The organism is Mesorhizobium sp. L103C105A0 (genome assembly GCF_000502215.1).
GTDB lineage: Bacteria > Pseudomonadota > Alphaproteobacteria > Rhizobiales > Rhizobiaceae > Mesorhizobium.
In genome coordinates this window covers 787,640-800,741 of the sequence record NZ_AYXF01000001.1, presented here as the reverse complement: position 1 = coordinate 800,741, position 13,102 = coordinate 787,640, and the positions used below count along the sequence as shown (strand labels likewise).

Genomic DNA, 13,102 nt, shown 5'->3' with positions numbered 1-13,102 from the left:
ACAAGAGAGTAAGCTTGGCAGGGCGGTCCGCCGACAAGCACCCACCTTTTCCTGTCGGAAAGCCGCTTGTTGATTATCCGGTGCACGCCTGTATGGGAGTCTGGGCCAAGGGATATACGGAGCGCGCTTCTTCCTGCCTCCGCGAACTCGGATTTGTGTGCGCGGTAGAGATCGTCGGTCGCGAGATCACCTTTCAGATAGCTGTAGTACTCGTCAGGGAATTCTCCATCCGGGAAGCATCTGAGGAAGTGGCGCAGAAAGAGCGTCCGGTGCGAGAACTCATCGCGCTCTATCGCCACAGTACCATTGAAAACGGGTTCATCGCGCTCCCCCAGCAATGATGCGAATCCCTCCCCGAGACCACCAGGGCCGGCGAAAACATCAACAACGGGATATGGTTGACGGCGACGCGGCAATTCACACCCCTGCCGATTGGTTAACGGTGAGACAGCCGGCGGACAGCGACCATCGCTCGCTCAATATCGCTGGTTCGTCCTCAGTCTCATGAATCATGGTTCCCCCGTCTGGCCATTTATGCCACCGCTAACCTTGCCTCCGGATGTCCGCAGACCACGCCGCCTCATTCGTTCAAATTCCTCAACGCTCAGGACGACAACCACCGGCCGACCGTGCTTTTCGACTGCCACGGGTTCAGCGCGAGCCGTATCCAAGAGGAGACCGAAGGCGTTTTTCGCATCTCTCGCAGACATGGTTTTCACAGGCATTATCCCCGCTCATATTGTGTCCATAATGTCCACTTTGGTGATTCTAGGCAACGGCCAACTTCGGTTGAATTTTGTCCGTTCGAACCAATAAGTTAGAAGCGAATGCCGGTTCCCACCTATGCGGCTTAATGGCTGTCTTGATCGCCGGATTGTTTTGCGAAATTCTTCGCAAGTCCGAAGCCTGCTTGCCTTAGAGTTGGTCACCGTTTGTCGAATCCTGGTGTGTCCTCGTTCTTGTGAGGGTAGGCTGGCGACATGATTGGGAGGGATCCAATATGAATAATGAGCAGCCGACGATAGCGATCCTCGCCTGGGGATCACTGATCTGGGACGACAAGTGGCCCGAATTCGACAAGCAGCGCGGCGATTGGCAGGATGAAGGCCCCGTTCTGCCTCTCGAATATTCTCGCGTTTCAAAATCGCGCCACAAGGCGCTCACCCTCGTTGTAGACGAAGACAACGGGGAAGACTGCAAAGTAATGTACGCTCTCAGCAAGCGTAAGAATCCTGCTGACGCAATCGCCGATCTACGCGATCGCGAGGGTACGATCATGGATCACATGGGCTTTTATTTCGTCGAGCATCCAGAACGCAAATGCATTCCCAAGGTTCCCGACTCTATACCTGCCTGGGCCGAAGCCATGGATATCGACGTAGTCGTCTGGGCAGGAATGCCGTCCAATTTTTCTGACAAGAACGTCGTAAAAAAGGGCGAAGCGTTTTCGCCGGATGCCGCCGTTGCCCATCTCCAGAAGATCACACCGGAAGGCAAAGCGGCAGCGGCAGAATACGTCTGGCGTGCTCCTTCCCTAGTGGACACACCCTTGCGCAGGAGACTGCAGCTCGAACTTTGGTTTCCAGCACCAAAGCTCGGCTAGATTGCCGATGCGCTTAAACGACTGCAACCTTCTTGAATCCTGGCGGCAAGATAATGGTCGAAGCGGTCAGCGCCTTAACGGGATAGAGGAGGATCAGCACATTGTGCTGGGTATCAAACGCCTCGGCGACGCACTCGTGCGAAGCTCCATTCTTATCTGTAATCGACAAGGAAACAGGACGCGTCATCTTGCGGCCGATCGGCAGTACCGAGCCCAAGGTATGGTTCAGGGTAACGACTGCATCTGACGGCCGCCCGAACTGCGCGATGTAGGAAGGGGAAGGCTCGATGCGGCGGACTTTGGCTTCAGCACCGTACCCGGCAACGAACTCGATGGGCTCCAGAATATAGACAACGCACGCCCGATGATTGGTGCGGGCAAATTCCCGCGCCGACGCGTAGATCGATGCCCCGAATTTTTTCGCAAGCTTAATTGGGGTCTTGATTTCGAACGCGCAGTCGGCGGCATGCCGTGCGAAGGCGTCACCTTTGAAAAGCGCGTAACGTGCGAAGTTATTTGCCTCGCGTTCAAACTGGTCGGCGATGTCGGGAGCGAGGGTCTTTTCGCAATCTTGAAAGAAACGGAAAAGCTTGCGGTGGGTTGGCAGGTCGTGATGCGCGGTTTCGTGAAGCGTCAGAAAGGTCTGCTTTGATTTCGCGACCTTATCATCGATGTGGATGAGGCTTTCCCCGGCGTCGTAAAGGCCGAACACCTTAGATACCGCGGACTTTATCAGTGCGCCCGCATCAGCGGTTTTACCCTTGAGATACGTGATGATTGCCGCAGCATCGAACATGCTCGTCGGTGCAATCCGTACCTGGGCGGCGGCAAGAATATCTTCCAGCGGAACGGGAAACCGATCCCACGCGTCAGCGCGGTCGAGGAGCTTGCGTGCGCGCTCCTCGACCGCTCGAAGATCTTCCGGGTCTAAGCTGCTGTCATCAGGTCTTGTCACCCGGTCGTTTCCTGCTTCGCATGAATTGAAGGAACTGCATCATTTCGGCTTCTTCCTCGGCCGTGAGATTATGTTCGGCAAAAGTTGCGATCCGGCCGTGCCTTTCGGTGTCTGCGCGCGCCGTCGGCGATGTCAGATACCCCGCCATGTCCATCAGCTTTTCAAAATTGATGGCATAGAGTTCGGCGAGCGCATGCAAAATATTCGGCGACGGCTTTTGAATTTTGTCGTTTTCGATTTGGCTCAAGTAGGCATTCGATACCTGCTTGCTCGTGGCCTCTTCGACCTCACGCAAGGTCATTTTGCGATCTGTGCGAATCGAGGCGAGATACTGTCCTAGGGTTGGCTTCACGGTACTCCTCTCGTCGGTGCGGGCTAGCATGTCGGCGTCCTCCTACAACGCTTTGTTTCTCCTTAGATTCTAACGCTCACCGCTCGTCGCGTCAAGCTTGCAAAGAGTTTGCTTGATATTCTTAGCATGCTATGCCATATTGGCGATGAGGCAACCGCAGTGGCCCGCCCGCTTCCCAAGGAGGGAAACCGATGACTGATCATGCTAATATGAAGGAGGGCGACTCCGGTGTGGAGGAAGTCCTCGACGAAATTGTCGATCTCGAAGAGTATGCGAAGCTTGGCAAGCGTCCGCCGCTGGCCAAAGGCTACCGCATCCGCGTGAACGGCGACCCGTTCGTGGTGCACGATCCCAAGCCGACCGGCCGCGCGATCCTGACGATCGCAGGCCTGATCCCTGCTGAGAACTACACGCTTCGGGTCAAGATGGCCGGCGAGAAGCCTCGCAAGGTCGGGCTCGACGAAAAGGTCGACCTGCGTCATCACGGCGTCGAGAAGTTCAAGGCGCTGCCCCGCGACCAGACGGAGGGCTGACCGATGCCCCCCCGTCGCCAGTTCGACCTGCTTGCCATCGACCGCGAATTCCTGGACGAGTACGGGCTGACGTGGGAAACTATCGTGGACGGCTCCCAATGGGTACTGATCCACGATCTTCCGACGCCGCACGGCTACAACCATCCACGCGTCACGGCGGCGATCCGCATTGAGACCGGCTATCCAAACACCGAACTCAACATGGTGTATTTCTATCCGGCACTCGCGCGGATTGACGGCAGGCCGATCGGCGCGACGCAGGCGCAGCAGGAACTCGATGGGAAGTCCTATCAGCGTTGGTCTCGTCACCGCACCGGCGCGAATCCCTGGAAGATCGGGCGGGACCATCTCGGCACACACGTCATCCTGATCGAAGACTGGCTTGAGCGGGAGTTCGAAAAATGCCCGCTCGCATAACCCTGGCGCTGTCGGGCGACCAACACGAACACCTGATGAGTTTCCTGTTTCCGGGCGACGGCAAGGAGGCAGTTGCTATTCTGCTTTGCGGACGCCGCGATGGCGATCGATGCCATCGCCTTGTCGTCCGGGAAATCCACGGTATCCCCTATGAGGACTGCGCCGAGCGCACACCCTCGCGCGTTACGTGGCCGCCAGACTACATCGCGCCGATGCTGGACCGGGCCATAGCCGAAGGTCTTTCAGTGGTCAAGATTCACAGCCATCCGACCGGCTATGGAGCGTTCTCCGCAACCGACGACGCAGGCGATGCGCGCCTCTTGCCGATGATCCGCGGATGGGTCGAAGCCGATATCCTTCACGGCAGCGCCGTCATGCTCCCTTACGGCCAAATGTTCGGGCGCGTCATGCTGGATGACGGCCGCTTAGCGGCGATCGACTGCATTTCTGTTGCTGGCGACGATCTGCTTTTCTGGTACGCGGACGCTGGAAGTGTAGCATTGCCGAACTTCGTCGCGTCCCACGCGCAAGCTTTTGACGAAGGGACAATCCAGCGGCTCCGCCGCCTGTCCTTTGCCGTGGTCGGGGCCTCCGGCACCGGCAGCCCGACTATTGAGCAGCTTGTCCGCCTAGGCGCCGCCGAGATCGTCATTGTTGACGATGATCACATGGAAGACCGCAACGTCAACCGTATCCTGAACTCAACGATGCAGGACGTGAAAGACCGCCGGACGAAAGTCGACGTGCTCGCCGATGCCGCAGAACGGATCGGCTTGGGAACCCGCATAATCCGCGTTAACAATAATCTCTGGCATCCCGATGTGATCAGGGAAGTCGCGCAATGCGACGTCATATTTGGTTGCATGGACACCGTAGATGGCCGCTACCTCCTGAACGCGCTCGCCTCGTATTATTCGATCCCGTATTTCGACATTGGCGTGCGCCTCGATGCCGTCAGGGGCGGTGCTGGCAAAGGCCGCATCCGCGAGGTCTGCGGCACCGTCAATTATCTCCGGCCCGGCCGCNGCCGTCAGGGGCGGTGCTGGCAAAGGCCGCATCCGCGAGGTCTGCGGCACCGTCAATTATCTCCGGCCCGGCCGCGCCAGTCTTGTGAGCCGCGGCTTGTTCACGATGAGCGAAGTGGCTGCCGCTGGATTGCGTCGCAACGATCCGAACGCTCACGAACGCCAGGTCGAGGACGGATATATTAAGGGCGTTGCTACGCACCGCCCTGCCGTCATCAGTGTGAACATGTTTGCGTCAGCACTTGCGGTTGATGAGTTCCTCGCGCGTCTTCACCCGTTCCGGGAGGAGCCGAATGCGAATTACGCGAGCGTAACTTTCAGTCTCGCCAGCATGGAGCTGATCTGCGACCCTGAAGAAGGTATTTGCGATATTCTGGGCGGCACCGTCGGCTTCGGCGACACGATCCCGTTGCTTGGCCTCATGGAACTGGCCGAGAGGCGTGCGTCGTGAACTGGCTCAGCTCATTACTGCGGCGGACGCGAGCCCGCCTCGATCGGTGGCTCCATCGACCGTACCGCACTCTGATCGTCCAGGAATCTCTCCCTCGGAAACTCAGGCGCAAGATCGTCTACGTCGTCGAGGAGGACGGATTTGTGGAGCAAGCAGCGGTGCTTTGCCCCTGCGGTTGCCGCCGGGTGTTGCATATGAATTTGCTAGCCGACGAACGCCCATGCTGGCGTCTGACGCGGCATGATGACGGGACCACTACGCTGCACCCCTCCGTCTGGAGAACGACGGGCTGCGGATCGCATTTCTGGTTTCGACGCGGTCGGGTCGAGTGGTGTCGCCCACAATGATGGTAGTGCGGCACGGGACACGTCCTGTTTTGCTAACCGATCAAACTCGGACGAGCCACAAACGAGCACACAGAGCGAAAAAGGCTGATTCAGACAATGGCGGATTTCTGCGGGTTTCAGAGGGTTCAATTTCGCTTGAAAACACTCGATAATCGTCTCGAATGTGAAAGAAATGAGGCTCTAACCTGTTGATTTAAAAGGTGGAGCGGGTGAAGGGAATCGAACCCTCATAGCCAGCTTGGAAGTCTGGATATTGGGTGCCTGTTTCGGAGTTGCCTCGGTTGATCGCTCGGATGTCCGCCTCTGGAATTCGCCGGTAGTCCGCTCAACGACTGGTAAGAAGGTGGAAAGCTGCCGTTCCATTGAACGACAGTTTGGCAACTAGGCTCCAGAGAAGTCCTATGAAAGCCATTTCAGTCCACGCAAATATGTGGGGCGAAAAGTGGGTTAAGTTCCATCCGCCAATGGATTTATGATTGATTTCAACAGTTTGCTGCGGCAAATGGCGGAGAGAGCGGGATTCGAACCCGCGTTACGGTCTCCCGTAAACACACTTTCCAGGCGTGCGCCTTCAACCACTCGGCCACCTCTCCGTCCTTGCATTCGCGCCGGCCGGTTTTGCCACGCGGGTTGGGGAGATGCATCCCTTTGGGATTTGCGGGAAGACCCGCTTGATGGACACCGCCAACCAGCGGATGCCCTTCCCGGCGCCCGTCAATCAAACAGGCGCGGGGCTCATCTAGTCGATCCGGCGCCGAATGCCAAGCCATAACGGCAGTCTATTCGCTTTGCCGTCCACGCATCGTTTCGCGGGGCGTTGAACGCCTCCGCTTCTAAGGCGCTTCGGTTCTGAATGGTGTGCACGGGCAAGGCGGCAGGGCCGGCCGTGCTTGACTTCGCCCCTCGCCACCTGTCGAGTGCGGCGGAGGCTTTGCGGGGGCAACGTCCAGACATGACATCGAGCAATGAACAGCCGGCCAGCGGAACGCCGGCCGGAGGCATGCCAGGCGGGCTGACGCCCGCAGGGCGTCCGGACAGCGGGCTGTCCTTCGTGCCCGTGGTCTGGCTCCTCTTCGTCATGGCATGGTCGGTCTACTGGCTGGTCTCGGCGCGGTGGCTGTTCGAGAGTTCCGGCCTGCCGGACAGGGTCTTCTATTTCGTGCTTGGCGGACTGGCCTTCGACATCGTCACCATCGTGTGGGGGCTTTATCTGCTCGGCCTCGCCTTAAGCCGTTCCGCGCGCTTTCCGCGTCATTTCACCATCTGGCAGATCACCACCATCGCCTGGCGGCTGGCCGAGCAGGTCTATGCGCTGACCGTGGCCGATTTCACCGTCTCCGCCAGGGAGCTTGCGATCGCCGCCACCGAAATCGTCATCGGCCTTTTTTGCATTTACTTGCTGCGCCGCCGCGACGAGGCCAAGGCCTTTTATGCAAGGCCGGAAGCGCAGGCACCGTCAGCCTTTAGTTCGATCGTCGCCGCCCTGGCCGGCATCATCCTCGGCGCCGTCGTCGGCACTGTCGCCGGCTTCGCGCTCGGCGCGGGGATCGCCGAAGCCACCGACATCAGCTGTTTCGAAGGCGGCTGCGGCTACTTCGCGGTGTTCATCGGCCTTGCCGGGCTGGTGGTCGGGGCCATTGGCGGCGGCGTCCTCGGCGTCTGGCTCGTCCATCGGCGGAGCCGAAAAGTGGCCATAGGCGGGCGATAGGCTTCAAATTCGCGTATGGCGATTGCACGCCGGGCGTGCGCATTCTATTCCTCGCCTTTGACCGGAAGGTCCTCGGGAGGAACTTGAGGACCGGGGAAGATTTCGATGCTGCGTTTTTTGTTTCGCCTCGCGGCCATGGTCGCACTCTCGGTCGCCGTCATCATGGCCGTGCTCGACGCGACGCGCTCGGTGGCGGCTTCCGCATTGGTCATGACGCCGCTGAATTCGAGCTGGCTGGCGGTTTCGCCCGACACCCGCGCGGGCTTCGAGACCTTCGTGCGCGCCAAGGTCAATCCGATGATATGGGATGGCGGCATCGCCTGGGTGCTTGCCCAGCCCGGGTTTGCCGTGTTCGCGGTGCTTGCCTTCATCCTCTATGCGATCGGCTACCGGCGCCGGCGGCGCGGCGGAGAATTCGCGCCGGGCTGATGGGTTGTCCCAGCGGACTTGCGACGACAATGTGGCAATCGCCCACAGCTGTCACCGTCTTGGGCATGTTTTTCCAACGGGGGGCATGCTTTTCCAAAAGGTCAAAATTCCGCGTGAATTTTGTTTCGGGCCGTGCCAGATTGCCTTGAGCGGGAGGGGAGTACACTCCTGGCTGATGCCGCATGCCTGCCGGAGAACCGGGCAGGCGGACGGCGCGTAACGGAAAAAAATAACCGACAGGGTGTGGATCACATGAAACGTATCGTTCTCGGCCTCCTGGCCGCAACCGCAATGGTTCTTCCGGCTTTCGCCGCGGATGTCCAGCCGGCCATCCTCTACGATCTCGGCGGCAAATTCGACAAATCCTTCAACGAGGCTGCCTATCACGGCGCCGAAAAGTTCAAGACCGAGACCGGCACCGCCTATGTCGAGTTCGAAGTGTCGAACGCCTCGCAACGCGAGCAGGCGCTGCGCCGCTTCGCCGAGGACGGCCGCAACCCGATCGTCATGGCCGGCTTTGCCTGGGAGGATGCGCTGAAGGTGGTCGCGAAGGAATATCCCGATCTCAACTTCGCCATCATCGACGATGCCGTCGATATGCCCAATGTCCGCTCGCTTGTGTTCAAGGAAAACGAAGGCTCCTATCTCGTCGGCATCCTGGCGGCGATGGCCTCGAAGTCCAAGAAGGTCTCCTTCATCGGCGGCATGGACATTCCGCTGATCCGCAAGTTCGAATGCGGCTATGTCGGCGGCGCCAAGGCGGCCGGTGCGACCGACGTCATCCAGAACATGACCGGCGACACGCCGGCGGCGTGGAACGACCCGGCCAAGGGCGGCGAGATCGCCAAGACGCAGATCGACCAGGGCTCCGACGTGGTCTATGCCGCGGCCGGCGGCACCGGTGTCGGCGTGCTGCAGGCGGCGGCGGATGCCGGCAAGCTCGGCATCGGCGTCGATTCCAACCAGAACGGCCTGCAGCCCGGCAAGGTGCTGACCTCGATGCTGAAGCGCGTCGACGTGGCCGTCTACACCGCCTTCATGGACGGCAAGAACGGCACCTTCAAAGGCGGCCTGCAAAATCTCGGCCTCAAGGAAGGCGGTGTCGACTACGCCATGGACGACAACAACAAGGCGCTGGTCACCGACGAGATGAAGGCTGCCGTCGAAAAGGCCAAGGCCGACATCATCGCCGGCACGATCCAGGTGCACGACTATACCGCCGACAACGCCTGCCCGTATTGATCTGTATCCATTAGAGTTGAAACCGCCGGGCGAGAGTCCGGCGGTTTTGTTTTTGGGTTTTGACGGGGGCCGCAACTTGAGAGGCGAGAGTGAAGCCGACCATCGGACCGATGACCGAACGCGATGTTGATGCAGTGGCGCGACTGCGCATCGCCGCCTTTTTCGAGGGCAGCGCAAGAACGCTGAATGAGGACGTCGCCGGGCTTCGCGAGTTGCTCAATGGAGATGGCTTCGAGGCGGCGCTTGTGGCGCGGATAGGGGAGGTCCCGGTCGGGACCTGCCTGCTGGTTCGCCACGAAATTGAACCCGCGCATGAGCTGACGCCTTGGCTGGCGGGATTGGTCGTCGATAGCGACCACCGCGGCAAAGGGATCGGCCGCGCGCTGGTTGCAGCCATCGAAGCGCATGCAACCGCGATCGGTGTGGAGAGGACCTACCTCTATACGTGGGTGGCGCGAGACTTCTATGCCGGGCTCGGTTGGGCAGTGGTCGAGTCGTTTGAGCAGGACGGCTACCCGATGCTGCTGATGTCGCGCGAACTCGGCCTATAGCTGTCCGACGAGATAACCCAGCGCGAATACCATGATCAGCGCGATGGCGATGACGGCGCCGCGTCGGCCACCGAGCGAATGCACGCCGACGCCATAGGGCTTCCGCTCCAGTCTGCCGATCACCGGCTTCGCTTCGTCCTGGCCAACCACACGCATCTGCGGCAGTTCGGCGATGCGTTGCGAGATCAGCCGCCAGCGATCGCTGCCGCCCGATGGCGCACCACGGTCGAGGACATGCATGCGCTCGGCCAGCCGCATCACCGTGTCGCGGAAGGCGGGATCGATCTCCAGGTCGCGCTCGGCACGCTCGCGGTCGCGATCGTTCATCAGGCCAAGCACATAGTCGCCCGCCCGCGCAACGCGATCGCTTTCACCGGCCATCGGCTTCTCCTTGCTACCAGTGCGGCGGTTTGGTTATCGGCACTTCGGGGGCCGACTGTTCCTCCAGCGCCATGAAGCGCCCGGTCAGCGCATCGAGCTTGCGCTGCATGCGCTCGATCGCCGTCCACTGTTCGGCGATCTGGCCCGACAGTTCCTCGATGGTCTTTTCCTGCTCGGCGGCGCGGATTTCCAGCGTCGTCAGCCGGTCGACAGGCATGATCATTCGAAACTCCCCAGGTCCTGGTGCACGCAGTTGCAGCATGATGCGACTGTTGAGCCTTGCATATTAGTGAATGTGAAGGTCTGCGGCCACGTTCGAAATTGACAAGCGCACCGGGATTTGTCGAGAGTGGCCACTGCGCCGCCAATTGGCACGGGTGGGGCATCATGCTAGGCGTTTTGACCAAGCGATAAAAAAATAAGAGTGGGACAGGCTGCATGGCGCAAGCCGCAATCGAACTGATCGGCATCAACAAGAGTTTTGGCGCCGTTCGCGCCAATCGCGACATCAATCTGGAGATCGCACGCGGCACCATCCACGGCATCGTCGGCGAGAACGGCGCCGGCAAGTCGACGCTGATGTCGATCCTCTACGGCTTCTACCAGGCCGACAGCGGCGAGATCCGTGTCGGCGGCAAGCCGGCGTCGATCAAGACCTCCAACGACGCCATCGCGCTCGGCATCGGCATGGTGCACCAGCACTTCATGCTGGTCGACAATTTCACCGTGCTGGAAAACATCATCCTCGGCGCCGAAAGCGATGCGCTGTTGAAAAAGAGCATCGCCAAGGCGCGCTCCGAACTGGAGCGGCTCGAGCGCGAATACGGACTGGAAGTCGACCCCGACGCCATCATCGAGGAATTGCCGGTCGGCCTGCAGCAGCGTGTCGAAATCCTGAAGGCGCTTTATCGCGGCGCCGAAATCCTGATTCTCGACGAGCCGACGGGCGTGTTGACGCCGGCCGAGGCCGACCATCTGTTCCGCATCCTCAGGCAATTGAAGGACCAGGGGAAAACGGTGGTGCTGATCACCCACAAGCTGCGCGAGATCATGGCCATCACCGACAATGTCTCGGTCATGCGCCAGGGCACGATGGTGGCGACGCGCGAGACCAGCAAGACGACAGTCGGCGAACTGGCCGAACTGATGGTCGGGCGGCGCGTGCTGCTGCGGGTCGAAAAGGGCGAGACGGAGGCCGGCGCGGTCAAGCTCGCGGTCAAGAACCTGACGGTTAAAGACCAGCGCGGCGTCACCATGGTCGACGACATCTCCTTCGATATCCGCGCCGGCGAGATCGTCGGCATTGCCGGTGTCGCCGGCAACGGCCAGTCCGAACTGCTCGAGGCGATTTCCGGCATCAGGCGCGCGGTTTCCGGCTCGGTGATGCTCGATGGCAAGCCGATCGACCTGACCGGGGCCGCCGATCCCGGCGAGTTGCGCGACCGTGGGCTCGCCCATGTGCCGGAGGACCGCCATCATGTCGGCCTGGTGCTGGCCTTCGAGGAGAACGAGAATTCGATCCTCGGCTACCATGACGACCCGCGCTACCTGAAAGGGCCGTTCCTCAACATCGACGCCATCATGGCTGATGCCAAGGACAAGATCGAGAAATACGACATCCGTCCCGGCAATCCGCGTCTGAAAACGGCGAATTTCTCCGGCGGCAACCAGCAGAAGATCGTGCTGGCGCGAGAAATGGAGCAGGACCCCGGTGTTCTGATCGTCGGCCAGCCGACACGCGGCGTCGATGTCGGCGCCATAGAATTCATCCACAAGCGGCTGATTGCCATGCGCGACCAGGGCAAGGCGGTGCTGGTGGTGTCGGTCGAGCTCGACGAGATCCGTTCGCTGTCCGACCGCATCCTGGTGATGTTTGCCGGGCGCATCGTCGGCGAACGCGGCCCGGAGGCGACCGAAGGCGAGCTTGGTCTGCTGATGGCAGGCGTCGATCGCCAGGAGGCGGCAGAGTGAGCACGCCTTACGCCAAGCTGCCGGCCTGGGCCGATTATGGGCTGATCCCGCTGATCAATCTGTCAGTGGCCTTCATCGTTGCCGGTTTCGTCGTCATGCTGGTCGGCGAAAACCCGTTTCGTGCCGCCGTCATCCTGGTCGAGGGCGCTTTCGGCAAGGGAACCGGCATTGCCTTCACGCTGTTCTATGCCACCACCTTCATCTTCACCGGCCTGTCTGTGGCGGTGGCCGCGCATTGCGGCCTGTTCAACATCGGGACCGAGGGCCAGGCCTATATTGCCGGCCTTGGCGTGGGCGTGGTCTGCCTCGCCTTCGACACTGTGCTGCCGTGGTGGCTGACCTTTCCGCTGGCGATCGTCGCCGGAGCCGCCGTCGGTGCGCTGTGGGCGCTGATCCCGGCCTATCTGCAGGCCAAGCGCGGGTCGCACATCGTCATCACCACCATCATGTTCAACTTCATCGCGGCCTCGATCATGGTCTACCTCCTGGTCGGGCCGTTGAAGCCGGCAGCGTCGCAGGCGCCGCAGACGCGCAACTTCCTCGCCGGCGCCGAACTGCCCAAGCTCAACTGGATCATCGAACTGTTCGGCGCCAAGATCCGCTCGGCGCCGTTCAACATCTGCTTCCTGCTGGCGCTGGTCATGGCCTTCCTGGTCTGGCTGCTGATCTGGCGCACCAAGCTCGGCTACGAGATGCGCACCTACGGGCACAGCCCGAAAGCGGCGCGCTATGCCGGCATTTCGGAGACCCGCATCATCATCATCGCGATGATGATTTCGGGCGCGCTGGCCGGCATGATGACGCTGAACCCGGTGATGGGCGACCAGCACAATGTGGCGATCGATTTCGTCTCCGGCGCCGGCTTCGTCGGCATCGCCGTGGCGCTGATGGGCCGACTGCATCCGGTCGGCATCGTGCTGGCGGCGATCCTGTTCGGCATGCTCTACCAGGGCGGCGCCGAACTTGCCTTCGAAATGCCGGCGATTTCCCGCGACATGATCGTCATCATCCAGGGTTTGGTCATCATGTTTGCCGGTGCGCTGGAGCACATGTTCCGGCCCTACGTCCAGGCGCTGTTCGCCTCGTTCAGTCCAAGGTCGGTCGGCATCGAAGCGGTCAAAGGGAAGGGCGCCTGAG

At 60.6% G+C, this 13,102-nt stretch carries 18 protein-coding genes and 1 tRNA gene; 13 read left to right on the top strand and 6 right to left on the bottom strand.

Features of this window, described 5'->3' with window-relative positions; genetic code table 11:
* The first annotated feature begins 14 nt into the window (after positions 1-14).
* Positions 15-341 (top strand): hypothetical protein, encoded by a 327-nt coding sequence (locus X727_RS1000000168860; protein ID WP_245274113.1) that lies wholly within the window; start codon positions 15-17, stop codon positions 339-341.
* A gap of 168 nt (positions 342-509) precedes the next feature.
* Here the strand turns inward: X727_RS1000000168860 and X727_RS1000000166055 are convergent, their stop codons facing one another.
* Positions 510-710 carry a type II toxin-antitoxin system prevent-host-death family antitoxin gene (locus X727_RS1000000166055; RefSeq protein WP_210163668.1) on the bottom strand — a complete coding sequence of 67 codons (201 nt, stop codon included), beginning with the start codon at positions 708-710 and terminating at the stop codon, positions 510-512.
* A 290-nt stretch (positions 711-1,000) separates the two neighbouring features.
* On the opposite strand from X727_RS1000000166055, the gene X727_RS1000000165485 reads away from it, so the two are divergent.
* On the top strand, positions 1,001-1,603 hold the full coding sequence (locus tag X727_RS1000000165485; protein WP_023833603.1) for a hypothetical protein: 603 nt from the start codon (positions 1,001-1,003) through the stop codon (positions 1,601-1,603).
* A gap of 13 nt (positions 1,604-1,616) precedes the next feature.
* Here X727_RS1000000165485 and X727_RS160695 read toward each other — a convergent pair whose 3' ends face one another.
* Together X727_RS160695 and X727_RS160700 are read right to left on the bottom strand one after the other, a co-directional pair.
* Entirely contained in the window at positions 1,617-2,558 is a 942-nt protein-coding gene (locus X727_RS160695; protein WP_023833602.1) for an ImmA/IrrE family metallo-endopeptidase, read from the bottom strand.
* On the bottom strand, positions 2,545-2,940 hold the full coding sequence (locus X727_RS160700) for a helix-turn-helix transcriptional regulator (RefSeq protein ID WP_023833601.1): 396 nt from the start codon (positions 2,938-2,940) through the stop codon (positions 2,545-2,547). Before X727_RS160700 ends, X727_RS160695 begins: the two co-directional genes overlap by 14 nt.
* A 161-nt stretch (positions 2,941-3,101) precedes the next feature.
* Here X727_RS160700 and X727_RS160705 point away from each other — a divergent pair, with 161 nt between their 5' ends.
* The 5 genes from X727_RS160705 (at position 3,102) to X727_RS1000000169535 (ending at position 5,683) form a co-directional block, all read left to right on the top strand.
* The gene (locus tag X727_RS160705) at positions 3,102-3,443 is read left to right on the top strand and encodes a multiubiquitin domain-containing protein (protein ID WP_031203872.1); all 342 of its coding nucleotides are present in this window, start codon (positions 3,102-3,104) and stop codon (positions 3,441-3,443) included.
* A 3-nt stretch (positions 3,444-3,446) separates the two neighbouring features.
* Positions 3,447-3,860 carry an E2/UBC family protein gene (locus tag X727_RS160710; protein ID WP_023833599.1) on the top strand — a complete coding sequence of 138 codons (414 nt, stop codon included), beginning with the start codon at positions 3,447-3,449 and terminating at the stop codon, positions 3,858-3,860.
* The gene (locus tag X727_RS01000000164395; protein ID WP_050591259.1) at positions 3,845-5,071 is read left to right on the top strand and encodes a ThiF family adenylyltransferase; all 1,227 of its coding nucleotides are present in this window, start codon (positions 3,845-3,847) and stop codon (positions 5,069-5,071) included. Before X727_RS160710 ends, X727_RS01000000164395 begins: the two co-directional genes overlap by 16 nt.
* A gap of 40 nt (positions 5,072-5,111) precedes the next feature.
* Positions 5,112-5,336 carry a hypothetical protein gene (locus X727_RS1000000167720; protein ID WP_196814970.1) on the top strand — a complete coding sequence of 75 codons (225 nt, stop codon included), beginning with the start codon at positions 5,112-5,114 and terminating at the stop codon, positions 5,334-5,336.
* Positions 5,333-5,683, top strand: coding sequence for a DUF6527 family protein (locus tag X727_RS1000000169535; protein WP_081726036.1), 351 nt, complete (start codon positions 5,333-5,335; stop codon positions 5,681-5,683). The genes X727_RS1000000167720 and X727_RS1000000169535 overlap by 4 nt, the downstream gene beginning before the upstream one ends.
* A 503-nt stretch (positions 5,684-6,186) precedes the next feature.
* Here X727_RS1000000169535 and X727_RS160720 read toward each other — a convergent pair.
* A tRNA-Ser gene (locus X727_RS160720) sits at positions 6,187-6,276 on the bottom strand.
* 359 nt (positions 6,277-6,635) lie between these two features.
* On the opposite strand from X727_RS160720, the gene X727_RS160725 reads away from it, so the two are divergent.
* From X727_RS160725 to X727_RS160740, 4 genes are all read left to right on the top strand, one after another.
* Complete coding sequence (locus tag X727_RS160725; protein WP_023825162.1) at positions 6,636-7,391, top strand: hypothetical protein; 756 nt, start codon at positions 6,636-6,638, stop codon at positions 7,389-7,391.
* A 105-nt stretch (positions 7,392-7,496) separates the two neighbouring features.
* Complete coding sequence (locus X727_RS160730) at positions 7,497-7,820, top strand: hypothetical protein (RefSeq protein WP_023825163.1); 324 nt, start codon at positions 7,497-7,499, stop codon at positions 7,818-7,820.
* A gap of 252 nt (positions 7,821-8,072) precedes the next feature.
* Positions 8,073-9,062, top strand: coding sequence for a BMP family ABC transporter substrate-binding protein (locus tag X727_RS160735; protein WP_023683177.1), 990 nt, complete (start codon positions 8,073-8,075; stop codon positions 9,060-9,062).
* Between the two features lie 89 nt (positions 9,063-9,151).
* Complete coding sequence (locus X727_RS160740) at positions 9,152-9,613, top strand: GNAT family N-acetyltransferase (protein ID WP_023700985.1); 462 nt, start codon at positions 9,152-9,154, stop codon at positions 9,611-9,613.
* Here X727_RS160740 and X727_RS160745 read toward each other — a convergent pair.
* Positions 9,608-9,994: a hypothetical protein gene (locus X727_RS160745; protein WP_023825164.1), complete on the bottom strand. Its 387-nt coding sequence runs from the start codon at positions 9,992-9,994 to the stop codon at positions 9,608-9,610. The genes X727_RS160740 and X727_RS160745 overlap by 6 nt on opposite strands.
* Before the next feature lie 13 nt (positions 9,995-10,007).
* Positions 10,008-10,214 (bottom strand): SlyX family protein, encoded by a 207-nt coding sequence (locus tag X727_RS160750; RefSeq protein ID WP_196813645.1) that lies wholly within the window; start codon positions 10,212-10,214, stop codon positions 10,008-10,010.
* A 218-nt stretch (positions 10,215-10,432) separates the two neighbouring features.
* Here X727_RS160750 and X727_RS160755 point away from each other — a divergent pair, with 218 nt between their 5' ends.
* Complete coding sequence (locus X727_RS160755) at positions 10,433-11,965, top strand: ABC transporter ATP-binding protein (RefSeq protein WP_023704056.1); 1,533 nt, start codon at positions 10,433-10,435, stop codon at positions 11,963-11,965.
* Positions 11,962-13,101 carry an ABC transporter permease gene (locus X727_RS160760; RefSeq protein ID WP_023744155.1) on the top strand — a complete coding sequence of 380 codons (1,140 nt, stop codon included), beginning with the start codon at positions 11,962-11,964 and terminating at the stop codon, positions 13,099-13,101. The genes X727_RS160755 and X727_RS160760 overlap by 4 nt, the downstream gene beginning before the upstream one ends.
* The last annotated feature ends 1 nt before the right edge of the window (position 13,102 follow it).